The sequence below is a fragment of the Pirellulaceae bacterium genome, from assembly GCA_029243025.1.
Lineage (GTDB): Bacteria > Planctomycetota > Planctomycetia > Pirellulales > Pirellulaceae.
The window spans coordinates 1,014,053-1,038,438 of record JAQWSU010000045.1; the positions used below are offsets into that span (position 1 = coordinate 1,014,053).

A 24,386-nucleotide genomic window follows, 5' to 3' on the forward strand; every position below is an offset into this window, starting at 1 on the left:
AACGGAAGATGAAGTCCAACCGGATCTGGTGTTTCACCGCCTGCCTGTTGATCTCAAATGTAGCAAGCGGAGAATTGTTTCGAACAGGGATCCAGCCGCTCATCAATTCATCGTGCGTGGAATGTCACGATGCCGATACAAGTACGAGTCTGAATTTCGAATCCATCGGCAACAATCTTGCCGACCCCACGACATTCCGCAGGTGGGAAACAATCTACGATCGCATCGAGAATGGCGAAATGCCTCCCAAATCGGAACCGCGTCCCGATTCGAATCAACGAGACGCGGCGTTGGCTTCACTACGTCAAGCATTAAGATCTGCCAGCCTGAACAGACAACAAACAGTCGGCCGGGTGCCCGCGCGCCGACTGACAAAACTCGAAATCGGATACACACTCCGCGATTTACTGTTGATTGACGGCGACGTCACGAGCGAGATCCCTAACGAAGTAGAATCTGGCTCGTTCGACACGGTCGGTTCGAACCAGCGAATTTCCGCACTTCATCTGGAAAGTTATATCAAGGCCGCTGACCAGGCTCTTGATCTCGCGATTAATCTAAATCGCAATCCCTACCGGAGTCATGACTTCGACTTTCCCAGCAGCTGGTTTCTCAAATCCTTCCATGAGAAACCACTCAGCCTCGGCGGCAACGTCACCCGTGAAATCGACGATGGCGTCGCGTTATTTGCCGACATTGACTACCTACTTCGCTCCGACGCCCATGGTTTTCCCGTACGAGTGCCGGGCGTTTATCGCATCAAATCCAAGGTTGCGGCTTTTCAATCGAAGGATCCGATCACCTTCAAGTTGATCTCAAAAGAGCCGAGTGGCGGAGCACAACTACTGACGTCCTGTGACTTGGTTCCTGGCAAATCTGAAACGGTCGAGGTCACTGCTTACCTCAAACCGGGCGACGCAGTCTATCCAACTTTCGACACGAGCCAAAGTAATCCGTATGGAGGTCTGGCGGCTGCCGGTGGGGCCAAAAACTATCGCGGCAAAGGGCTCGCTATTCTGGGACAGCAAATCGAGGGTCCACTTGCGGATCAATGGCCTCCGGCAAGCACGGAACTATTACTGCACGGAACAACACTTGCTCCCAGCGGCTGGTTTTTCAAAAGAACATTCGAGGTCAAGCTATCAAAACCCGCTCTGGACCACATCCAGGAAATCCTCGAACATCTTGCACCTCGAGTTTTCCGTCGGCCCTTCGTTCCAGGTGAATTAAATGCCTTCACAGCCCTCGCAAAACCGGCGATCGAAGAAGAACGAACGTTTGTCGATGCACTCCGCATCCCTCTGCTTTCGATGCTCAGTTCCACCCAGTTCCTGATGTTCGAAAACCAACCCGGAAAACTAACCGATCATGCTCTAGCGAATCGACTATCGTACTTCCTCTGGAAGAGCTTACCCGACGAGGAACTGTTTTCACTCGCGGATCAAAATCAACTTTCCGACCCTGATGTACTCACCCAACAGGTAAATCGAATGTTGGATGACCCGAAGTCAGAACGATTCGTCAAGGATTTCCTCGGCCAATGGCTCATGTTGAACAAAATCAATGCGACGACGCCTGATAGCAAACTCTATCCTGAATATGATGAACTCTTGGGCAACGCGTTTGCGATGGAAACCGAATTGTTCTTCACCGAATTATTGAAGGAGAATTTGAGCATCACAACTTTGCTTGACTCGGACTTCACTTTCGCCAATCGAAGATTGGCAAATCACTATGGGATCCCGGACATCGCCGGACAAGAATTCCGGAAAATCTTCCTTCCCAATGACAGCCCACGGGGCGGAGTTCTAACCCAAGCCGCAATCCTCAAGACAACCGCAAATGGAACAGTTACATCGCCCGTGATGCGAGGCAACTTTGTGCTGACCAACCTGCTGGGCACTCCACCCTCTCCTCCTCCGCCTGCCGTCGGTTCGATCGAACCCGACACGCGAGGAAAAACGACGATTCGCGAAACGCTTGCCGCCCATCAAAACAACGAAACGTGTGCAAGTTGCCATCGATCGATCGATCCGCCGGGATTCGCCCTGGAAAGCTTCGATCCAATCGGTGGATTCCGGACAAACTATCGTACTGCTGGGGGCGGACTCTTCTCGTTTTTCACCGACCAAACCTATCGCGATGGCCCTGTTGTCGACGCGAGTGGTGTAACGGCCGACGGGAAAACGTTCTCTGGAATCAACGAATTCAAACGACATCTGTTCGGCCAAAAAGAACAACTCGCAAAACATTTCGTCTCGCAGCTGGTGGTCTATTCAACCGGCGGCCAAATCCATTTTGCTGATCGCGATGAAATTCAAGAGATTTTAAACAAAACCTGCGACCAGGGTTATCCCATTCGAGACCTGCTCCACGAAGTCGTCCAAAGCAAACTGTTTCAATACCAGTAATAGGTCATCCTGGAAAAACGCAATGAGCTATCAGCCACTTGATCGACGCACTTTCCTCAGGAGCTCAGGAGTTTGCCTGGCGCTACCACTCTTGGAATCCATGAATCCGCTTTTTGCTGCGTCTGCTTCGCAGCCGCCGAAGCGAACAATTTTCGTTTGCACAACGCTTGGCCTTTACCCACCCAATCTTTGGCCCAAGCGATCCGGCAGCGACTATGTATCCACGCCTTATCTCGATCTCCTGAGCGAACACCGCAACGACTTTACGTTGTTCTCCGGCCTGCAACATGAAGACCAAACTGGACGTCAACCTCACGATAGTGAAATGACTTGGTTGACCTCGGCCCGCAAACCGGGTGTCGGAGGATTCAAAAATACAATCTCCGTTGATCAGGTCGCCGCTTCCCAATTGATCAACACGACGCGATATCCATCAATCACGTTAGGCACAATGAAGGATCAAAGCCAGTCGTATACCAGTGGCGGTGTGATGATACCGTCACAGACCAGTCCCGCGAAGCTATTCGCAAACCTTTTCCTCAAAGGCACGCCGGCAGCAGTGCGTGCACAAAAACAAAAACTCAAGGACGGTCAAAGTATTCTTGATGAACTTGGGGCGCACGCCAAAGTGCTTCGCAACAAAGTGAGTGCCTCAGACAATCATCTCCTGGACGACTATTTCACATCGGTTCGCAACGCTGAAACAAACCTTGAGATCGCACAAGGCTGGATGGACAAGCCCAAACCAGAGGTCTCTGAGGAACAACCAACGGACGTGAAAGATGACGCTGATTTGATTGGTCGAACACAACGTCTGATGGACTTGGTGCCGTTAATTATCCAAACTGACTCAACACGAATTGTCAGCGTGATGATTCAGGATCATTTTGTCGTACCGAAAGTTGAAGGCGTCACTGGCAATCACCACAACCTGTCACACCACGGACGCGAGAAATCAAAAATCGAACAACTGCAAAAAATTGAAACGGAAATCATTGAATGCTTTGGAAGTTTACTTGGTGAACTCAAAGCCAAATCAGAGGCGGATTCCACGCTACTGCAGAATACGACCGTCCTTTTCGGAAGTAACCTCGGCAACGCCAACGCGCATCACGCTCACAATTTGCCGATCTTTCTCGCCGGAGGCGGATTCAATCATGGCCGCTACATCGAAGAGCCAGACGGCACCCCGCTGTGTAATCTGTTCGTCTCACTGCTGAACAACCAGGGAATTGAAACTCCCTCGTTTGGACAAAGTACGGGCACATTAAGCTGGTAAACGTGTCCGGTACACACATCAATTCTACATTGCGTAAGCCGCCGACGAAAATCGATTCCACCTTCCCTGCTTGCGTTGCTCGACATCTTACCAGTTGGTCTGTCGTGCAAGACGATTCGATACGATTAAGAAACGTCTGGTATCCATTCGACCGACAAAGCGATCGGGCTGCGAGGACCGCATGCCAGGCATTATCACACGCCACGACTTATGATTTACGCGCTTAGATCTCGTAGTGCAAAAAGCCGTTTTACGGTTCTTTCCAACGTCGACGCCTCGACCATTTCCCAGTCGCATTAAGAATTCATGGGTGAGTTAAAACGAGTGATTGGAATACCAATCGGGTTACCCGCGACCGCTTGGATCGTTCGCTTGGCTTCGCACTACGTATTAAAACTCGCTCCGGAACTTGTTCTTTACGGTCGTTATGTCGTTCCAAAGCGACCACAAGACGGAGGCTTCGAATTCACTTTCTCCGACCTGGGCCAAGCGTTGCAAGATCCACTAAAAATCCGCAAGCGGTAACATGCCAGTTGTTGGAAGCGATAAAAAGATCAGAGTAGGGGAGGCGCTCTGCACCTTCCGTGTGATGAACTCAGTGTTTGGCAGCAGGCTTCTCGTTGTCTGCTGTTCGACTCCTACTGCCTTGCTGCTCTAACGCATTTCATTCGTTTCAACAGCGGTCGGCCTGCCTGGAAAGCGGCGTTCTAGCTGTCGCCCCTGCGTGGCGGGATCACTTCGAAGCAACCTGCCGGCGCGTCCGGCTAACTTGAGATAATGGTCGCTAGGTAGTCCTTCATAGGCCAGAAAACTAACGTCCTCGCCGACAGGAGGCTGATTCGTACATTTAAAATTTGCAGTGGCTTCATCGACTTCATCAAACATGGCGATGTAAATCATCTGACAGCCAATACGCTTCGCGGCTTGGCGGTTTTCAATAAAACGTATTCGATTTAGTAGGTGCTCGAATGAACCGTTTCCTATTTCCCCCAGTGCGCACTAGGAATGTTTTCTAAATAGGTTATGTATATTTAGTACGGATATGCTGGCGGAAATTTTTTTGGCCTGGGTTTGACTAATGTTCTCACAGGGATGCCCCAGTCTTTTCTGAGGCGCGAACTCAGCGGTACACGGATCGCATGGACTCTAGTCGTCAGGAGCCCACTCTCTAGTGACGGGTAAGCTCGAACACACGGAACGTTATGAACCATGAGGAAAAAGGGAAAGACATGCCAGTCCTTAGCACAAATTTCTATTGGGTGAGCGGATTGAAGCCGACCCGAATCTACATTGAGACGGGCTCATATCTCGGCGACGGGATAAAGCACATGCTAAAGCAGTCTCAATATGAGCAGATACACTCCATCGAACTGGCTGAGCAATGGTACGAGCATTGCTGTCAGCTTTTCAATGATGAGCCACGCGTGCACTTGCACCATGGAAACAGTAAGTCAAAGCTCCCCGAAGTCGCAGGTGACTACAACGAACCCATTACTTTCTTTCTCGATGGTCATTTCTCTGGGCGGGCTGAGCAATGGGGGGACGAGGAAACCCCGCTAATCGATGAGCTTGAGTTTATTGCAGCTAGGCAATGTGTCGGTGATATCGTCATTATTGATGATTGCCGCATGCTTGGAAATGTGGGCGAGTCGGGCGCCGAAGGTAGCGAAGTTTGGCCGCTTATGACCTACGATTGGCGGCACATAACGCAAGAGACCGTCAAGGCTAAAATGAAAGGCTACAAAATGCTTGATAATGCTGGTGGTTTTTATGCTGACCTTGCTGAAGATCAGATTATTTTCTTTTTGTCTGATAATAAGCGAAGCATATTCAGCACTAGCATTAAGGATCAGCTTTTTTTCTTTTTATCTATCCTTCTGCGAAGTACTCTCAGTACTCTAACAGGGTTGCGAAAATTGATTCGACGTTTGAAGCAGTCTGCTTCAAAAACGTAAGAGAGCGCTGAACCGGCAGGCTCATCGTTGGGCGGTGCGCTTTCCGTTTAGCACTTCACGGCATGCATAGTTGCACCGCGTGCTCGAGCTACGGAAGAAACACGTCACGATGAATCGCATCGTCAGGTTGATTCAACACGGTGGCGATCGATCTTCCTTCCAGTCCGTCCGCGACGGGTAAATCACATAATTCGACAAGCGTCGGATACATGTTGATCAGACTGACCGTGGCGTCGACTTTCGCACCGGTGGCAATCCCCGGTCCGGCCCAAATCATGAGAACGTTTGACGTCCGTTCCCACAGGGTATGCTTACCCCAGTCACCTTTTTCACCATGGTGATAGCGGTGATCACTCCACAAGCCCGCGATCGTATTATCGGCGTAGGAACTGTTTTGCAATGATTTCAACACTCAACCCAGCATGGCGTCGGCGTATGAGACCGATGCAAGATAACCATGAATAGACTGGCGAAAAGAACAGAAACAAATCATCGATCCTGCATTCTAATGAAGCTCCCTGCACTTCTGCTCATTGGTGATCGGTCGATCGGCCCATGATGGTAAACAAACATTGCCTCAATCAATTTTTTTGCCATACGACAGGGTCTTGCCTTCTCTTGTTTCATACTTGCGAATCAATCCACAGCATTGTCCGACCAGAGCTTTCATCAACTTTTTTCAGGCGACAACCCCCAGTCGAATCAGATTTTTCGGTACGACTTTACGAGGCAAGTTTTCTTAGCGACTTGTATTCAACAACACGGTTACAGGGCCATCATTTTCGGCAAACACCAAATCGGGCTGCCCATCTTGATTCAGATCAGCCGTTTCCACTTGACGCGTATCGCCGGACAAATGAATCCCGCTCTCCTGCGGCCAAACGACTGAAAACCGCCCATTACCATCACCTTTGAGCAATAAACTCAAACCACCATTCATCCGACCGGTTTCCCTTTGGGCCGAATTGAAATTTTGGGCTAAGACAATGTCCTGCTGGCCATCCTGATCCACATCCACAAAGATGCCGCTCATGCTGGGTGCGACCTGAGCCAACGCCGGTAGAGCCTGAAATCGAAATCGGCCGTCTCCTTGATTGATCAACAAACCACTTGAAAGCGAGTTGACTTCCAACCGTTCACATTGCGACATTCGGCTTTCCGTGTAGAGATCGTTAAGCGTCGAACTCGCGAAATTGTGAAACGTTTTCATTTTGGTCGTCAAAAACGGCATCGCGTTTCGTGAACAACTAAATCCTCGACGCGGTAAACAACGCTCCCCTTCGAATTTGGCTTCGACGATATGAGGCTTACCGGTTGCGTCAAGATCTCCAAAGAACAACAACTCTGCCGTTTCGCGAGTTGCCTTGTACTTGGTATTCTTGCCAAAATTGGTCACTAACAAATCGATATCCCCATCCGCGTCAATGTCGGCAGCATCAACCGAATTCCACCAGCCAAGGAATGGCTTGAGCCCTGCCTTTTGCGTCCAGTCGGCCAACTTGCCTGACCGGTTAACAAAACACCTCACGGGCCCCCATTCGGTCGTGACGACGAGATCAGGCTGTTGATCGGCATTAATGTCCGTCCAAATGGCGTCTGTAACGATACCTAAATCGCTCAACGACTCAGGGCTAATGTCCACAAGTCTTCCGTCTTGATTTTCAAATAGTCGGCTTTTCGCTGGACTCGGATACAACCCGGGGATCGCTCGCCCTCCGACGAATAGATCAACGTCACCATCCTTGTCAAAATCACCCGTCGCAACACAGCTACCGTTGTCGAACAGATCGGGGATCGCAGCGTGGTCGCGAACAAACCGCCCCTTGCCATTATTGAGATAAAGTCGATCTTGATAACTTGCCGCACCCGTTTTCAATTCATTACTACCACTTACAACGAACAAGTCTTGATCGTTGTCACCATCAATGTCTAGGAAGACAGCATCCGTGTCCTCGGCGCCAGCATCTTTGATGAACGCAGAGGGTGAACTGGCACGAAACCGAGTTCCATCATTCAGTAAGAGCTGCCCCCCGGAACTCGTCGATCCGCCTAAGTATGCATCGACGTCACCATCGCCGTCGACGTCCCCCACTGCCAGCGTCGGCCCCATCTGAGACTGGCGGTTCGGCAGCAGCGGTTGGATCGCAAAGTCATCAAATTCATTTTCTCGATGACGAGCCGAAGTAAAATTCTCCGCAATGCTGAACCAGGGCTTGCTGCCTGAACGAACACCCTGCCGACTGGCAGCAACGGTCTGCGAGGCACCCGCCTCAGGTTCAGCAATCGTCACAATCTGATCTGCATTGAGATCTGCAAAAGTCTGAATGTAACCACTCGGCCACTTGATGGTCAGACGATCCACTTTCGTCGTTTGGCCCAAGCCAAAGTGCAACCAGGGCTCACACGCTGAAAGCCAGCCGCGCGCCAAAGTGAGATAGCGTATCTGCTTCTTGCCACCGGCCTCAATTTGAACCGTCGCTCCCACGCCAAATCGATTACTTTCCGAACCCTGCAAACGGACTCGTAAGCGGTGACCGGCTGCCGATCGATTTTCAAACAAACTCATTTTCGCATCGGCATTGTTAACGACGAGATCCAGATCGCCGTCATTGTCAAAATCGGCCGTTGCCGCGCCGAAACTGACGCCTACACGATCCAACCCCCATTCACGACCCGTTTCTTCAAATTTCAAATCACCCTTATTTTGAAAAACCCGATTCGCCTCTTTCAGGATCGGCTGATTCGCCCAGTAGTTGGCCCATTGCGGAGAACCAGGTTGGTACTTCTGAGAAACAAACTGTGCTTTATCAGCATTCATCACATCGCGCAGAGTTCCGTTCGTTGTGAACACATCCAATCGCCCATCATTGTCAAAGTCTGCCAACCGTGGTGACCAAGTCCAGTCGGAGCTTGCCAGACCAGTTTGGAAGGCAACTTCAAACACTTCTGTCGTGCCCGCATTCAGGTAGACCGCGTTCCGCATATACTGCCGAGGTTCTGCGAAATCAAGAAACCATGCCGAGGTCTCCATATTCCCCATCATCATTTTGTCGCGATAGTGATTGGTGGCCGACATATCTGTGGCAAAAAAGTCAAGTAAACCGTCGTTGTTTAAATCTCCCACATCGCTGCCCATCGAAAACCAAGGCGTATGCGGAACCGTATCGGCAATTACGTCGGTAAACGTGTTATCTCCATTATTGCGATACAACTTATCCGGTCCGGTGAAATCATTGGACACGTACACGTCGGGGAACCCATCTTGATTGTAGTCCCACCAAGTTGCAGACAAACTAAAGTAAGCTCCATCGATACCGGCTGCTTGAGTGATCTCAGTAAAATGAGTTCCATCATTCCGAAACAAGTGGTCATACTGGCCAGCCTCAGTACGGCGAGCCCGATCTCCAGGCAAATAGAGTAGCTCCCAATACTCACGGAGCTCTTCCAGCACAACGGGTTTCTTACCTTCGAATCGGACGCGGAATTTTGTGCCCGGTGGCGGTTCCTTTGCCGTCGTTGCCAAGTAGCCGTCCAGGTCACCATCGTTATCAATATCAGCGAACGCCATCGTCATACTGGCACCGTTGAAATCCAATCCGTATTTACTTGCTTGATCCGTGAAGACACCACCGTCGTTGATCCACAATTGGTTGGGGACGTTGTAGCCACACGCGTAAAGATCGAGATCTCCGTCGTTGTCGACGTCGACAAAACTGGCGCCGGTACCCCAAAACTCACGACGATACAGGCCTGCCTCTTTGGTAACATCCTTGAACTTCAGGTCGCCAAGATTCCGGTAGAGTCGATTCCCACCGACTGGACTGGTGACGTAGATATCGGAGAATCCATCTCCGTCATAATCTCCTGTGCAAATCCCGCCATTCGGATTCAGAAAAATCAAGGCACGAATCTGCTCTACCGGATCATAGAGCTGCATTTGAAAATCGAGACCCGTTTCAGCAGCCGGCAACTCAGCAAACAACGTCTCGTGGCTCTGGCGCTTCGAGCTGCCGATCAACAGCGGAGTCGACTTGAACAAAGGAGCGGCGGAATCCAACTGCCTTACATGGGAACCAACGGAATTCGTGTTATGCGACGAACGCTTGCAATTAGCACTCAAGGCCAACAACAGCAAAAGTAACACGCGGCAAATTGGTGTGTTTACTGCCGCACCGCATTGAGTCTTGATGTTCTTATTGCGCACAATCGGTTGGTATCCAAGCTAGTCTTATCGCTCCATGCGGTCGCCACTCTTTTGGTATTTCCACGCCCGCAATCGAACGAGAGAGACAGATCGAATCACTCGTTCTCTGCCCCACGCCGATTGCCGGAGCCAGATTCTCATTAGTCCACATGCCATTCAACTTTACCAAATCACTGCGTTCAAGACCCAAAACAATCTCTGATTTACCTCAACATTTTGTTTAGCCCTGTGAATCAGTTGGGAATCGACCACCTGACCTAGGGCTGCTGAATCCGCTCAAAAATAGCCGCACCGGTAACAGCCGTACGGTATATTTAGTCAAGGCAAATCGATTTGATAACGTGGGAAAGGCGGCAACCCAACCACCCATCTCAATCGGTACATCGGCAATCAGGTAGAGGAATCATTTCGGATGTTTGAACGCTCAGCGATGTTTGGCATGATTACGATCGGCATTCTCTTGCACGATGCCCCGCTCCTTGCTCAAGGAACCGTACCGACGAAGAACAGCAAGCAGCAAGCTGACAAACAGTTACCAGTGATTCCTGATGAACCCAAGGCAATTGATCCGGGTCAATTATTACCCGCGATTTTGGCCGTGAAAGCCACTCATGACTTTTCAGATTCCTCGTTACGTGAAGTGGTCAGTTGGCTCCGTGACAAACAGAAATTCGTCGTGCTAGTTGACAACAACGCTTTGAGTGAAATTGGTATTTCGCCCGCCGAACCACTCTCGGATCGCCTGACGAATGCTCCTGTCTATTTGTTACTTAATCGACTCAAATCGATGAACTTGAACTGGTACTATGATGACGACGTTCTGTACATCACTTCGTCCGAAGCAGCCGACTCGAGAACAATAACGCTCACCTACGAAGTGGGTGACTTGATGGACAAGAAGTTCGATCTTGACGACTTGATGGCGGTCATTACCCACACCATCGGTCCCGCCACTTGGGAGGATACTGGAGGTGCGGGGGCTTTGAACTCACTGGGCGATGTGTTGTTTGTGCGGCACACCGATGAGCAACAGCGCAGCGTCCGTGCACTTTTGGCAGCTCTGCGCAACCACGGTCGCCAAACTTTTTTGAACGACCCACCAGAACACGCCGTATTTCGGCAAACACTGCAACAGAATGTGTCTGTCGATTTTTCTGATACACCGCTTGAGACGGCAGTCCAGCAGTTAGCCGAAAACGCGAAAAGCGACATTCGATTAGACCGGGCTGCCTTGCGCGACGCTCGAATTCGCAAGCGAGAACCTGTCACGCTTAAGTTGGCTGAACGTAAACTGGCAACGGTCCTACAAGCAATGCTGCTCGATTTAAATCTGACCTGGATTCTACGTGACGGCGTACTGTGGATTACAACGCCTGAGATTGCTAATGCATTCCTACGTACTGCCGTCTACGATGTGCGGGATTTGTGTCGAGACAGCGAGGAATCAGATGCACTGATTGAGGCCATTGTCTCACAGGCAGTTCCAGATTCATGGAGTGAAGTGGGTGGCGTCGGCGAAATCGACTCCGCGAAACCGGGAACTCTGGTTGTGACTCACCAGGAACAGGTCCATCGTGAGGTACTTCACTTGCTGAATACCTATCGAACGGCACTTCAATCTTCTAAACCGCGTAAGCTTGACGAAGAAAAAACAAACGAAATCGTCACGGTTTACTACCGACTCAATTCTAAGATCGCCACCGATCTCTCTGAAGTACTCCCGCTAATGATCCAACCCAATACCTGGAGTGCTGACGGACAGGAAGGCAAACCGGGTCACATCCGACTTGTCGCCTCGCAGCCCGATTTATCCGAGGCGGCCCGCCTCGATGATAAGGCGGACGGACCTGCTCTGACGCTGCTTGTCGAACGATCGACCTTGATCATTCGGCAGACACGAGGCACTCATAAAGAGATTGCTGAAATCATCCGCCGTGTTGAAACGGGCGACAGTCCACTCGGTGATTTCGGAGGAGGCCAACTTGGGGGAGGCGGATTCGGGGGAGGCTTTTAGCCACTTAATTCCTACCTGCCCACAGGTATCTCGCAAAACATCGATCGAATTGATAGTCTTAATCGACCGAAGTTTTCCCCGGAACGCACCGAGGTCACCTTCAGCTCGTTCGCGCGATGGTCCCTGTTCTTTCTCGATTCCGATCAATCCCCCTACCCACACGTCGGTGAGTCCCTCGATGACCAATTTCACCAAGAGCCTTTTTCCATTTGTTGTCGTAATTTGCGGGATCGCTCTACCGACGCCGGTCCGTGCCGATTATTTCCGGGCCGGAGCTGCAACCAGCAACATCACCCCGGAACTGGGTCGTGAGATCATCGGTGGATTTGTACCGATTCCGTCAAAACACATTCACGATGAGCTTCACGCAAAGTGCATCGTTTTAGACGATGGTCAAAAACGATTGGCAATTGTTGTTTGTGATTTATTAGGCATCGACCGTATCGTTAGCGAGCTTGCTCGCCAACAGATTCAGAAACGTCATGACATCTCGACGGAAAACGTGCTGATTGCGGCAACTCACACACATTCTGCAAGTAGCGCTTTGGGCGAACACCCTCGAGTCCTCGATCAGGCACCGGACGAGTACCAGCAGTTCGTAGCAAGTCGGATTGCAGACAGTGTCACGAGGGCCATTAATAATTTGAGTCGGGCGGAATTCGCTTTCGGCACCGTTGCCATACCGGAACACGTATTCAACCGGCGCTGGCACATGCGTGCCGGCACAGTCCCCGCGAATCCGTTCGGCGGAAGCGACATGGTCAAGATGAATCCTCCCCGAGCCAGCGGCAACCTTGTAGAGCCCGCTGGGCCAGTAGATCCCACCGTTTCCTTCCTTTCCCTGCGACGTCCTCACGGCCAGCCAATTGCGGTATTTGCGACTTATTCGCTTCACTACGTCGGAGGAGTTGGTCAGAGTCACATTTCAGCCGACTACTTCGCTGTCTTCAGCGAACGACTCAAACAGCTGATGATGGCAGAAAAGCAAAACGACTCCCCATCCGCTGATACGCCACCCTTCGTCGCCATGATGGCCAATGGCACGAGTGGCGACATCAACAACATCAACTTCCGACAAACACGTCCACAACGGAATCCCTACGAACAACTTCGGCACGTAGGCCGCGACGTAGCCGCGAAAGTCTATGCTGCGATGGAGCCGCTGCCTTACACCAATGCCGTAACTCTCGATGCTGCCTATCGGGAGCCAGAAATTGCTTGGCGACGTCCGACCCCTCAAGAACGAAAGTGGGCGGAAGAAACAATCACCGCAGGAAAAAAAAAGAAAAGAGATCTCTCCTTCATTTATGCCGAGCGGACCATGCGATTGGCCGAGTATCCCGAAACGACCACCGTACCGCTTCACGCGCTGCGTATTGGCGATATCTGTATCGGGACAATGCCATTTGAAATCTTTTGTGAAATCGGTTTGGAGTTCAAAACGCGTTCCCCAATTCAACCGGCATTCTTGGTGGAATTGGCCCATGGCTACTTCGGCTACCTACCGACACCACGTCAACACCGGCTCGGTGGGTATGAAACGTGGCTTGGGACAAACCGCGTTGAAGCCAATGCATCAGACAAATTGCTTAACGTATTGCTGGAAATGGCCGCGGAATTGAAGAGATAGAGACCAGCAACGACAGCCGTCTAAGGTTGAATTCGCGTCACTTCATACTGACGATGCGGCTTGGTCGACTTGGTAATCACAAATCCAGGTGACTGGGCAAACTGATTCGCTAGCGACGCAGCTTGCTTGACGTCGTATTCACCCGCGTGCACATGAAGCAAATAACGAAGCGTCAAAGGCTCGCCAGGGCTGACGCGAAGCCCCTCTTGCATGCAGAATGAAGCCCCCATCCAACCATCTTGACGGACGTGCCAATGCGTTGGGTATCGGGGATTACCAGGATGATCAAAGTAGGTAATTCCTTCCGTCGTCCTTTCCCGATTCGGTCCCCTGCCCACGGAAACACTGCCTGAGTAGTCCATCCAACGTGCTCGCTTACCAAAGATCTGTTTTTCGCCAACCAAACCTTCACTATTTGAAATCTTTCCGTCGCCAAAATAAGCGGAAATCGATTTGGCCACACGTACGGCCAGAAAACCAAAATTCGTTTTCCCCAACTCCACCGACTTACGACCCTCGGGCACACGGCACGTGAGTTGAATTTCCAAAGTGTATGGCCCATCGTCCAGGGGACGCCCATCGTCCAGGGGACGTAGCGTCGTCACGACATCACTCTCCATGACTTCGACGCCCTTCCCGTCGTACCAGCCTAGACGCACAGCCATCGTCGTCTCTTCGCCCCCGTCGAGATAGCGGTACCAATGTTTTTGACGAATCCGCGCAGGTGAACGGTTCGACCAAAAGTCGACCCCTTCGACATCATGGTGCGCAAACCAGACCGAGCGATGGTGGTCATGGTTTTCCGCGCCAGGGTGTCCAATGCGTGTCAGTGAGGAACCACTCGGACCGTTGATTGGAAAGAAAAATGGCCGCTCATAGGACCGACTGGAATGCCAAGCCACCTTCTCGATTCCATCGACACGCATTGAAACTTGATGGCCCGGGAGAGGTACGCTTTCACAACGTTCTATCGGATCACTACGCTGGGCCAAGGCGCTGGCACTGAACAGCATCACGGGGAGTATGACGGTCAGAATTGATTTCATCCGTTGCTCCGATTCGATGACTTTCTCTTGTTTCTCTTCTTTCGAACACTGCAGCAGCTTATGATAAACGGTAACAGGCCATCGCCCCAAAACGGCACACAAATAACGCACACAAGCGATAATCAAAGAATCAAGCAATGAAGATAGCTACGATAATCATTGGTATTAGCATTTACCTCCTGGGACTCAGCAATTTCGCGGATGCGGAACTTCAGCCTGTCGAGAAGCCTAATATTCTCTTTATCTTTGCTGATGATTGGGGTTGGGGAGATCTTAGTTGCCATGGACATCCTTATGTGAAGACCCCGAATATTGATCGGATTGCGAAAGAAGGCACCGACTTCCATTGTTTCAGCGTCGCCAGCGGGGTCTGCTCTCCGAGTCGCACAGCCGTGATGACAGGCCATTTTCCAGCTCGATATAACATCGATGGTCACTTCGCTTGGGTGCCTAACAATGCGAAGCGAAATATGCCGGATTGGCTGAACCCAATATCTCCCCTCCTACCTCGGTTTCTTCAGCAGGCAGGTTATCGAACGGCCCATTTCGGCAAGTGGCACCTATCGAACAATATGATCCCGGATTCTCCTTTGCCCAGCGCGTACGGATTTGATGAGTACGCTGCATTCAATTGCGCGGGCGAACAAATGCCAGTTCACGAAGACAGTGAGCACGCAATTGCTTTCATCGAAAAAAGTCAGCGTGAGCAAAAGCCCTTTTTCATCAACCTGTGGATCCACGAACCTCACACACCATTTCACACACTGCCAAAATACCGCTGGCGTTTCCGAGAACTGAAGGAAGCTGACAATATTTATGCTTCTGTGCTGTCACACGCCGATGATCGGATCGGCGAAGTACTGGATGCACTCGATCGCTTGAATCTAACCGACAATACCCTTGTTATTTTCAGTTCAGATAACGGCCCGGCCAGAGCTTCGCGACCCACGGAACTCAGTCTCACCCACGATACGGCCACAGGTGCTGGCTATGGCCTTGGTGCCGCCCAAGGAATTACCGGCGGCAGAAAAGGTTATAAGAGCGCGCTTTTCGAAGGCGGAATCGGAGTCCCCTTCATCGCCCGCTGGCCGAACAAGATCTCAGCCGGAAAGATTGATCGCGAATCGCTTATTTCCGCGGTCGATCTGCTGCCAACTTTTTGCCAATTAGCAGGCGTTCAACTGCCGCAAACTTACCAACCGGATGGAATCAGCCAAGTCGCAGCCTTACTGGGCAAGGGAAGTAAAACTCGCGATCGGCCCCTCTTCTGGAAGTTCAACTCGCCCTGGCCGATTCCCAAAAGCCGCCCCTATCATTGGGTCTCTTATGCCATCGTTGATCATAATTGGAAATTGCTCACCAACTTCGATTCGAGCCATCGCGAACTGTACCATTTGGTGAACGACCCCTTGGAAACAACCGATCTGAGTCAGCAGCAACCGGCGATCACCCAAAAACTATTGAAGCAAATCGCCCAATGGAAAACCACGCTTCCAACCCAACCCACTGGCGACGTTTTTTCCGAAGAACGAACAAAGGCCACTCCCTAACGGCAAGTCAAGGGTGCGGTTAATCACTTGTCATCTCGTAGATCATGAGACTCGCATGCAACCGATTCTTCAACGTATCCTGGCGACCTTTGAACAACGAGGCAACAGACAATATGGCCAGGAAGCAGTCACACAACTTCAACACGCATTGCAGAGCGGTCAATTGGCATTGCGATCGGGCGCGACCGACAAGCTGACTGTCGCCGCACTCCTGCACGATATCGGCCACCTACTGGTCGAGGAAGCGATGCCCGAAAGCTGCAAACAGAATCTTGACGACAAGCACGAAACCATTGGATATTCGTTTCTCCACACTCACTTTGGGAAGGCAGTCGCCGATCCGGTTCGCTTACATGTCGTTGCGAAACGGTACTTATGCACGACGAAGCCGGACTATGAGTCGAAACTGTCCCCAACTTCATGCAAGAGTTATCACGATCAGGGCGGTCCGATGACACCCGAAGAACAACAAGCTTTCGAAGCCGAACCTTTCTATCACGACGCCTTGAGGCTAAGGCACTGGGACGATACCGCAAAGGACCCTCAGGCCGAAACCGTTGATCTAAATACCTTTCTGCCCCAGATTCAATCCTGCTTGAAAGAAAACATCGATCGCTAACGCTGCGTTTTCAACGGATCAATTCAAACACGATAGAGTATCGACTCGCGGTCAGCCTACTTGTCCGACTTCTCTCCGCGGCGACAACGGAACACAGCAAACTCGCTTGCTTCGCCCTCCGCTTCGACAGTGAAAGTGTTGGCATCCTTAAAAACCAGGGTCTGTTGATCTGTCACGCCATTGTGGTCGGTAAGCTGAACTTTGATTCGGTCACCCTTGTCTTGCAGCACCTTCCAATCTCCGTAACTGTCTTTTGACAACGGTCCCAATTTGATGGAGAGGGTGTAGGAATCGTCATCTTTCAAATCAAAATCCATGGATCCTAGCTTCACCGCTCGGATTAATTCTTCCACAAGCGCTTTTTGGATCGGATGCCCTGACGTTTCCTTCAACTTCTGCTGGTATTTCGCATTGTCGATTTCGACTTTGCCTGTCCAATGACCCACCAGTTTATCTTTCGCAGAGGTGCCACATCCGGAAAGCAGAATCGCGAGCAAGAAACATAAAGTGTACCCAAGCGATCTTTGAGGTTTCATCAGAAACTCCTTTGGCGAAGACTGTTTGGTATCCCACGACAACAAAACATGCCGCGTCTCCCTACGAACGGCTCGTTCTAGACCTCAGCGGCCCGCAAATGGGGGTTCCGCTCGACGACTAATCGGGACGAACGGCTTCGCGAGAATGCGAAACAGTCCCAACGGAATGCTTTCTCGGACTCTCACGGTTGTGTGTCAACGTCGCTGTTGCTTGTGAAAGGACAATCCCAATCAACAAAGTCGATCCGCTGAAAATCAACACGCCGATGAAAGCGAGGTGGTGCAGCAGATTAGCGCGCGTCGCCTGGAATGCGGGTAAAACCCAAAATGGGGCGGCCAGCGCTAATGATCCAACCCCCAAAATGGCCACGCTCCAAACCACCCCTATTCCGACCGACCATGGCCAACTGCGACGTGGCTGTCCGTCCAAATGGACCGACGACGACTTTGCACGGCGCCGTCCCAAAATTCGCCCTACTCGCCAACAGGAAATTGCTCCCCCAAGGAGAATCACCCCCAGAAGAGCAAGACTACCATACAGCACCGTATCATGAGCCCAACCTTTGGGAGCCTGTACGGTTAAACCAATTGCATCTCCAGGAAGCGAATCAAAGCTCCCCACCAGTGTGTCGTTCTCGCGGAGTAAATCCAGCGTCGAGGCGATCTCCCAGCTCTCGGGGAACTGAATTCGGACGTCGAGACCACCAAATCCAGCCCATGATCGAGCCGGTGCCAACACGTAAGCCAGTTGACGATAGACCGTCGGGTAACCCTCAAAGTTGGTTGTGGCTTCTGCCTCGTAACGAACGGTGAGCGTGTGGACTGCAGGCGGAATCGTGAGCGAAAACTCCATCGGAACAACATCTGTGGCCTGACCATAGCGGTGGTAAATCAAAGGTCGCTCGCTTTCAATTCCTGGCGTCGACTCAGGCGCTTTCCAGCTGTCAGGAATTTTCGCATCTCTGGCGGGAACGGTGGTTATCGGCTCGTCATCAAGCCAGACCTGAAAGCCCGCAATCCCCGCCGCACCAACCGCAAACAACAGATCCAAGTCTTGCGATTCGCCCTCATTTTGCAGTTGATAAACCACTTCGACTTGAGCCATCCGATCGTCAGCCAGCGGTCGAAGATCGATCGCCAACATTTCACGAGTGATCGCGACGGCCTCGATACCCACAGGTTCACCCACGAGGTGGCCTCCGGTAGATCCCGGTCCGACATTCGCCAACACGGTTGGAGTTTTAGCGCAACAAACCAACAGCACCGTAGTCACGGTCAACCATCGGAAATCAATTGTTTTCATCCGAACCGCCTCGTCGACATTTTTCCTTCGCAACCGTTCGTCCCTCCTATCTGAACCTTCAAATCATAAGAAATCCACTGACGAACATCCACCTTGGACATCGAGCCTGCGAGCAGACCGATTTGCTAACTAATTCGCTGTCGCTTGAAAAGATCGCCAATTTTTTCCAAAAATAATGCGAAGGAACGCCCCTGAACAGCATCCCAAACGACTGGCCCACTGATATCAGTAGACTGTGAGTTATCAGTAGGTTGTGAGCTGATATTGGCGGCCAAGTCTCGATAAGAGTTTGACACGACTCCCTCATTTTTCTGCCACGACAAGGAAAAATGACCGATTCTATTGAGGGTCAATCAGCAGCTGGAAACAAAACGGGCCGAACAGAAAGGAGCCATGCGAAAGCCACTCCAAGCAATCCAAAAATCGGATTTGGTTCTGGAACAAGACTGAGCTTTGCAGCGTTTTGTTCATAACCACCAACTAGAAATGCACTAACAAGATCTGAGGAATCGAATTCTCTGTCGCCAGTCCAATCCCCTGTAGTCCATGTTGCGTCAAGCGGAATGTCGTTTTCATACTGACTCGCAGTGAAGATTCCCACCAAGTCTCGACTGTTGAAATGTCCGTCCCCATTTGCATCACCTTGCACGGCGGCAAACAGTTCAACCTCTGCATCGGTTTCCGAGTAAGTAACTCCCCGGACAAAGTAACCATGGTTCAGATGGGATAGGGAAACGTCTTCAAATTCAAAATCCAACTCTCCAACGAGGGAAGCACCCTCCAGAACAGTTTCTCGATGCACCTTTCCGCGATTGGTTGAATAGCCATCCAGGACAAAACGTGGATTCTGCAAGTGAATATCGCCGATCGCATGAAGCGTGTCGCCTTCTCGTTGAAGATTGATTTTTCCGAAAATCTTCAAATCCCCCTCAATCGTGCCGCTACCGGTAATCGTCCCGGTTGATTCAATCTCAACCTGTCCGCCGAGATTTGCTTCCAAGTCTAAAATGCCGCCATCGGACACCGTGGTGGAATGGGCTACCACGTCGCGAGTCACGCGAACGCGATTCGAACGAATCCTGGCCTGGTCAAACTCGGTGGGTCGGTCATAGGGGCCGCCCAACCATGTTTTCGACGACCAGATCCCATCTCCATTCTCAGGCCAGGCGACAATCGTATCGCCAGCGCGACCGAAAAACACATCGTCTACATGCACGGCACCCGACTGGTTCGAGCGTTGGTCGAACACGAGGGCAACCCTGGCTTCGACTGCGTGAGGGGGAACCGTACTTCGAATCTCTTCCTGGAGCCACCGATTGGAACGAGATGAGCCGTCGGCTAACTGGATCACGTCGCTTTTGATGTAGTCATTCGAGCCATATTTCCCATAGTTTTTTCGATAATAGTCAATCTTCAAATCCACCGCATTGGAAGTACCTCGGATCGAATCGGCAGACCGAATCAAGGCACTCGCGACGGCACGCAACTGCTCGCCCGATTCGACCGTTATCCCTTGTTCAACTCCGGAATAGTTCCTGCGGTTATTGAATTGACCATACAGCTTGAGCGAGCCGTCGCCGGACTGGACGGCTTCCACATGACTTTGAACGTTGGGGAGTTTATTCCCAAAAGTGGACCAATGTGCCAACGATCCACCATTCGCTTCAAAGCCTCCATTTTCAAACGTAAGCAGTTCGGCTTCATCCGATTGATTATAGACGTGAACATAATCGATCAGAAACTCTTGCGGCCAATCGGTTGACCCATTCGGATTGTCGAGAAAGTCACCGCCGATGGCCGTATTCATCACCAACTGCATGGGCGCCGTGTCCTCAGAAATAAAGTCACCCACATCGGAGTCATGAACGGTCTCAAAGTGGACATCGTCAACAAAGAATCGAATTTGATCTGGCGCCCATTCCACGGCATAAGAATGAAACTGATTGTGATAATTTGATCGTTTCCCAGACTGATAGGCCTGCTGTTCTTCCACAACATAGGAATGTCGGTACGGCGGATTCGTGCCGTAATGAAAAGCGCTGCTCGTCAGATACGGTTCGTCACCACGATTTTCCATGATGTCAATTTCACCACCGCTGGGCCATCGATACTGTCTAACGTTAGGAAGCAGCCAGATCGCGGGCCACATTCCGCGTGACGTCGGCAATTTCGCACGAGCCTCCCAACGACCGTATTTCTGCTCCGATCGGCTGATCACCTGACCTGAACGATAACGCAAACCACCATAGGATCGTTTTTCAGATGTAAGTACCAGATTGCCATCCGAAACTGACACTTGAGAACGGACGTAGGCATGTAAGGAGTTATTCGTCGGGTTGGTACTCGTTTGTGGCGTCCAGAGTGTTTGGTCGAGTGAAGGGGCATCAAATTCATCGTACCAAGCCAACTCCCAACCCGATCGCTGAGGTGGCTCTGCATCGACAACGTTCACACCACCGATTAACGTGGCAATCAGCAGCCAAAATGATCGAAGATCTTGTCTCATCATCAAACCGTTTCCCTAAATCGCCACCCAAGATTGGCCTTGAAAAAGCGGCCACATTGCTCGCAGGTCAAAGTAGTCTGATAAGAGATTTCTGTCCAATCGTTGGGTTCGATCTGCCAAAAAATCTCCGCAACAGACGAAATATCACATCTGGTAACGAACTGCTTTTTGACGGTCTCAATCCTTGATCGTGATTGCAGGATCAGATCGAGTCAGACCATTTTCACGACTGCCAATGTTTTTTGAGCAAACACGCTATACTGACCGACCCAGAATGTGGTTGTAATCATCAGGAGGAAGAAGAATGCGATTTGGCCGAATCAGTACAGTGACCGCGTTTGTGTTCAATGCATTTGTAATCATCGCATGCATCAGCATGAACGGATCGGCCGACGCAGACGACTCTCAATACGCAGTCGTCGTTTCGACGGCGACGCAAGCCGATCAAGCCTGGGGGGCTGTTGTTTCAGCCCTCGTCGCGAAACACGACGCCCAAGTGTTCACCTACGACAAAAATGTCGACGAGACGCTGACTCAACTCCAAACCCAGTTCCCACGTTATAGCTGTTTCGTCGCAACGCGAGAAGAAGCAAACCGCGCATTTGTACGACAAGTCCACCAGCTGACTCGCCAGCTTGATGATGATCCATACACGGACACGCTTTGGGGCATTCTGACAGGCTTCGACGCCGGAGATGCCTTGCGAATTGCCAAACATGATCAGCCGTTAACGGTCCACAAAGTCGCAGCGGGCACAGAGCTTGCGATGGAGATGGTGGAAGAAGGCATCTGGTATTGCGAGTTACAGCAACATCGAATGGTCCAAAAAGCGAAAGCTGGAATTATCGAAGAAAAAAAAGGGCCCGCTGACACAACCAAAGCATTAGTCGACACGCTGAATGACTATCAACCCGATCTGTTCGTAACTTCTGGACACGCAACCGAGCGAAATTGGCAAATTGGTTTCCGCTATCGCAATGGCTACTTCAAATCAAAGGCCGGTCAATTGTCAGGTCTTGATACGCAAGGATCCGTCTACTCGATCAACTCGCCAAATCCTAAGCTGTACCTACCGATTGGTAACTGCCTGATGGGTAATATTGACGGGCCGGATGCCATGGCCCTTGCCTGGATGCACAGCGCTGGAGTGAACCAGATGATTGGATACACAGTACCCACTTGGTTCGGCTATGGCGGCTGGGGCTGTTTGGATTATTTCATCGAACAACCCGGTCGTTACACATTTGCCGAGGCCTTCCATGCCAATCATCACGCACTGAATCACTGTCTGGTTACCGGCGAAGGGAATCAACGAGGATTAGCATTCGATCGGGATGTTGTCGCCCTCTATGGCGATCCGGCCTGGAACGCGAGGATGGCAACACAACCCAACGCCTATACGCAAAGCTTAACGGAATCCGACGGTATCTTTACCTTCACCATCGAAGGTAATCGAGGTGAAGCAAGTTTTCAGCCGATTAACAACAATGGCTCTCAGCGAGGTTGGCGGCCCATGATCGCCTACTTGCCCTATCGAATCACGAACACCAAAGTGTTGGAAGGAGATGAATTAAGCCCCGTCATCACCGATGATTTTGTCTTGGTTCCCAACCCTCGCGAACACGACCCAACTCAGCCCTATGTGGTTCGATTCACAGCCGACCCCATGAACTAGCGAAGTTGGATCCAAGCTGGATACTGGCCGAACTATTAGGCTCGGCGGTCGAGAAATCCCCAAAATCCGTTGGAGCAATGGCTGATCCCAAACAATCGCCGCCCACTTCCAATGGACCGCTCCACACTTCTATTCTGCGTGGCAGTCTGAACGCATCATTCCGGCTGATGAATCCTCAGACTTCTTCGACGATGCCTGTGCTGTCCGAGAAGCTGTCAACCGAAACTCCGAGCCGTTGCAGCATCGTGACAAACAGATTCGACAGCGGAATGTCTTCGTGAGCAATTTCTCGTTGCCAAGGCTCTCGACCGCCAGTCCAGGGTCCACCCGCGGGCTGATCAGGTCCATAATTGAGATACTGACCGTGTTTGAACCCCATCCTTTTTCCACCGGCAAGAATCAGCGGATAATTGCGTGACAGATGAAACGCGCTCGAAGCAGACCCAAACAATAATAATGTGTTGTCTAACATATTCCCGTCGCCACCCGTTTCAGGAGTCGCTTTCAGCTGATTGGCAAAGCGCACAAACTCTTCGCAGAGAAACTGGCAATAAGTTCCGAAATTCTTCCAGCCACCTGGTTGTTTTGTATTGTGCGAAAGTTGGTGAGTTAGATTGAAGCCCACAGCTCGACCCAGATAGTCACTGATACCCACACCATTTTCTCGACCGATCTGATAGCTGGCAACGCGCGTCGAATCCGTCTTGAAGGCAAGATAAATCAGCTGAAACATCGTTTGCAAATAGTTGCGAGGATCCTCTGGTGTGACATCCAGTTTCAAATGATCGACATCAACCTGCGGAAGTGGAATATTTGTCCAACGCTTCGCCTTTTCGATTTTGATTTCGGTGTCACGAACCGATTGGAGATACTCATCAAGCGTTTTCTTATCGGTATGTGACAAAGTCTGGCGTAATGACCGTGCGTCGGACAACAAGTCATCCAGCGCACTCTGGCTCAGCGCAAGTCGGCGCACCGCATCCCCATCGCTTTTCACAAACAACATGTCAAAAATCCGCTTGGGTCGGTGTTCGGCTGGAATCGCTCGACCACTGCGATTGAAGGAAAGCGTGTGCGCGCCGCGAGGAGTTCCGGTTCCACCATCGGTCGACATCACAAGCGATGAGTAACGAGTCTGATCACCGACATGAGCAGCAAATTCCTGGTCAAGCGAGATCGAGTTTCGATAGTCACCAGACGGACCCGTCGAAGCGCCCGTTAAAAACTGATCCGCATTCGAGTGCCCATGAATGCTGCGGACCGAAGGATGTGAAAATCCGGACAACACCGTTACGTTGTCACGTAATGACTCCAGTGGTTCAAGAGATTTCGTGAAAGTAAAATCTTTACCATTGCCATGCGGAAACCAAGCCCAATCTTGATGCGCCGGATCTTCCGCCAAAGGCATTGGCACTCCGTCAGGCATATAGAAGCAAGCGAGTCGTTTTCGATCGGCAGTCTGTTCGGCAGCGTCCGACAAGCTGACCAGCGAATCGAACCAGGGCAGTGCCAGGGCGACTCCCGTCCCACGCAAGAATCTACGACGATCAAGCGATGCAAAATTGGCGGTCATAACGTTTTCTTTCGTAGGACGGACAGACTAGCCTGCAATTTTTCCTCACGAACGACACGGACAGCAAACCCGCGACACCTGCATA

The 24,386-nt window shown here is 51.2% G+C and carries 18 protein-coding genes; 9 read left to right on the forward strand and 9 right to left on the reverse strand.

Going from position 1 to position 24,386, the window contains the following annotated elements; all coding sequences use genetic code 11:
- Nucleotides 1-8 precede the first annotated feature (8 nt).
- The 3 genes from P8N76_22665 to P8N76_22675 all read left to right on the forward strand — a co-directional run bounded on the left by P8N76_22665 (nucleotide 9) and on the right by P8N76_22675 (nucleotide 4,215).
- Nucleotides 9-2,411 carry a DUF1592 domain-containing protein gene (locus P8N76_22665; protein MDG2384489.1) on the forward strand — a complete coding sequence of 801 codons (2,403 nt, stop codon included), beginning with the start codon at nucleotides 9-11 and terminating at the stop codon, nucleotides 2,409-2,411.
- Nucleotides 2,412-2,511: 100 nt separating this feature from the next.
- Nucleotides 2,512-3,690 (forward strand): DUF1552 domain-containing protein, encoded by a 1,179-nt coding sequence (locus P8N76_22670; GenBank protein ID MDG2384490.1) that lies wholly within the window; start codon nucleotides 2,512-2,514, stop codon nucleotides 3,688-3,690.
- A gap of 306 nt (nucleotides 3,691-3,996) precedes the next feature.
- Nucleotides 3,997-4,215 (forward strand): DUF1731 domain-containing protein, encoded by a 219-nt coding sequence (locus P8N76_22675; GenBank protein ID MDG2384491.1) that lies wholly within the window; start codon nucleotides 3,997-3,999, stop codon nucleotides 4,213-4,215.
- Between the two features lie 129 nt (nucleotides 4,216-4,344).
- Here the strand turns inward: P8N76_22675 and P8N76_22680 are convergent, their stop codons facing one another.
- A complete protein-coding gene (locus P8N76_22680; GenBank protein ID MDG2384492.1) occupies nucleotides 4,345-4,590 on the reverse strand; it encodes a hypothetical protein in 246 nt (81 codons plus the stop codon).
- 302 nt (nucleotides 4,591-4,892) lie between these two features.
- Between P8N76_22680 and P8N76_22685 the strand changes: the two genes are divergently transcribed.
- A complete protein-coding gene (locus P8N76_22685; protein MDG2384493.1) occupies nucleotides 4,893-5,645 on the forward strand; it encodes a hypothetical protein in 753 nt (250 codons plus the stop codon).
- A gap of 88 nt (nucleotides 5,646-5,733) precedes the next feature.
- Here P8N76_22685 and P8N76_22690 read toward each other — a convergent pair whose 3' ends face one another.
- Together P8N76_22690 and P8N76_22695 are read right to left on the reverse strand one after the other, a co-directional pair.
- Nucleotides 5,734-6,057: a sulfatase-like hydrolase/transferase gene (locus P8N76_22690; protein ID MDG2384494.1), complete on the reverse strand. Its 324-nt coding sequence runs from the start codon at nucleotides 6,055-6,057 to the stop codon at nucleotides 5,734-5,736.
- Nucleotides 6,058-6,384: 327 nt separating this feature from the next.
- On the reverse strand, nucleotides 6,385-9,849 hold the full coding sequence (locus tag P8N76_22695; GenBank protein MDG2384495.1) for a VCBS repeat-containing protein: 3,465 nt from the start codon (nucleotides 9,847-9,849) through the stop codon (nucleotides 6,385-6,387).
- A 412-nt stretch (nucleotides 9,850-10,261) separates the two neighbouring features.
- On the opposite strand from P8N76_22695, the gene P8N76_22700 reads away from it, so the two are divergent.
- Both P8N76_22700 and P8N76_22705 read left to right on the forward strand, forming a co-directional pair.
- Entirely contained in the window at nucleotides 10,262-11,863 is a 1,602-nt protein-coding gene (locus tag P8N76_22700; protein ID MDG2384496.1) for a hypothetical protein, read from the forward strand.
- 178 nt (nucleotides 11,864-12,041) lie between these two features.
- Nucleotides 12,042-13,493 (forward strand): neutral/alkaline non-lysosomal ceramidase N-terminal domain-containing protein, encoded by a 1,452-nt coding sequence (locus P8N76_22705; GenBank protein ID MDG2384497.1) that lies wholly within the window; start codon nucleotides 12,042-12,044, stop codon nucleotides 13,491-13,493.
- Nucleotides 13,494-13,513: 20 nt separating this feature from the next.
- Here P8N76_22705 and P8N76_22710 read toward each other — a convergent pair whose 3' ends face one another.
- On the reverse strand, nucleotides 13,514-14,539 hold the full coding sequence (locus P8N76_22710; GenBank protein ID MDG2384498.1) for a PmoA family protein: 1,026 nt from the start codon (nucleotides 14,537-14,539) through the stop codon (nucleotides 13,514-13,516).
- Between the two features lie 137 nt (nucleotides 14,540-14,676).
- Between P8N76_22710 and P8N76_22715 the strand changes: the two genes are divergently transcribed.
- Together P8N76_22715 and P8N76_22720 are read left to right on the forward strand one after the other, a co-directional pair.
- Complete coding sequence (locus tag P8N76_22715) at nucleotides 14,677-16,089, forward strand: sulfatase-like hydrolase/transferase (GenBank protein MDG2384499.1); 1,413 nt, start codon at nucleotides 14,677-14,679, stop codon at nucleotides 16,087-16,089.
- 55 nt (nucleotides 16,090-16,144) lie between these two features.
- A complete protein-coding gene (locus tag P8N76_22720) occupies nucleotides 16,145-16,708 on the forward strand; it encodes an HD domain-containing protein (protein MDG2384500.1) in 564 nt (187 codons plus the stop codon).
- Between the two features lie 56 nt (nucleotides 16,709-16,764).
- On the opposite strand, the gene P8N76_22725 is transcribed toward P8N76_22720, so the two are convergent.
- The 4 genes from P8N76_22725 to P8N76_22740 all read right to left on the reverse strand — a co-directional run bounded on the left by P8N76_22725 (nucleotide 16,765) and on the right by P8N76_22740 (nucleotide 21,056).
- On the reverse strand, nucleotides 16,765-17,244 hold the full coding sequence (locus P8N76_22725; protein ID MDG2384501.1) for a hypothetical protein: 480 nt from the start codon (nucleotides 17,242-17,244) through the stop codon (nucleotides 16,765-16,767).
- A 118-nt stretch (nucleotides 17,245-17,362) separates the two neighbouring features.
- The gene (locus tag P8N76_22730; protein MDG2384502.1) at nucleotides 17,363-18,547 is read right to left on the reverse strand and encodes a hypothetical protein; all 1,185 of its coding nucleotides are present in this window, start codon (nucleotides 18,545-18,547) and stop codon (nucleotides 17,363-17,365) included.
- A gap of 125 nt (nucleotides 18,548-18,672) precedes the next feature.
- Nucleotides 18,673-18,843 (reverse strand): hypothetical protein, encoded by a 171-nt coding sequence (locus P8N76_22735; protein MDG2384503.1) that lies wholly within the window; start codon nucleotides 18,841-18,843, stop codon nucleotides 18,673-18,675.
- A 53-nt stretch (nucleotides 18,844-18,896) separates the two neighbouring features.
- On the reverse strand, nucleotides 18,897-21,056 hold the full coding sequence (locus P8N76_22740; protein MDG2384504.1) for a family 16 glycosylhydrolase: 2,160 nt from the start codon (nucleotides 21,054-21,056) through the stop codon (nucleotides 18,897-18,899).
- Between the two features lie 301 nt (nucleotides 21,057-21,357).
- Between P8N76_22740 and P8N76_22745 the strand changes: the two genes are divergently transcribed.
- Complete coding sequence (locus P8N76_22745) at nucleotides 21,358-22,728, forward strand: hypothetical protein (protein ID MDG2384505.1); 1,371 nt, start codon at nucleotides 21,358-21,360, stop codon at nucleotides 22,726-22,728.
- A 175-nt stretch (nucleotides 22,729-22,903) separates the two neighbouring features.
- Here the strand turns inward: P8N76_22745 and P8N76_22750 are convergent, their stop codons facing one another.
- A complete protein-coding gene (locus tag P8N76_22750) occupies nucleotides 22,904-24,301 on the reverse strand; it encodes a DUF1552 domain-containing protein (GenBank protein ID MDG2384506.1) in 1,398 nt (465 codons plus the stop codon).
- Between the last annotated feature and the right edge of the window lie 85 nt (nucleotides 24,302-24,386).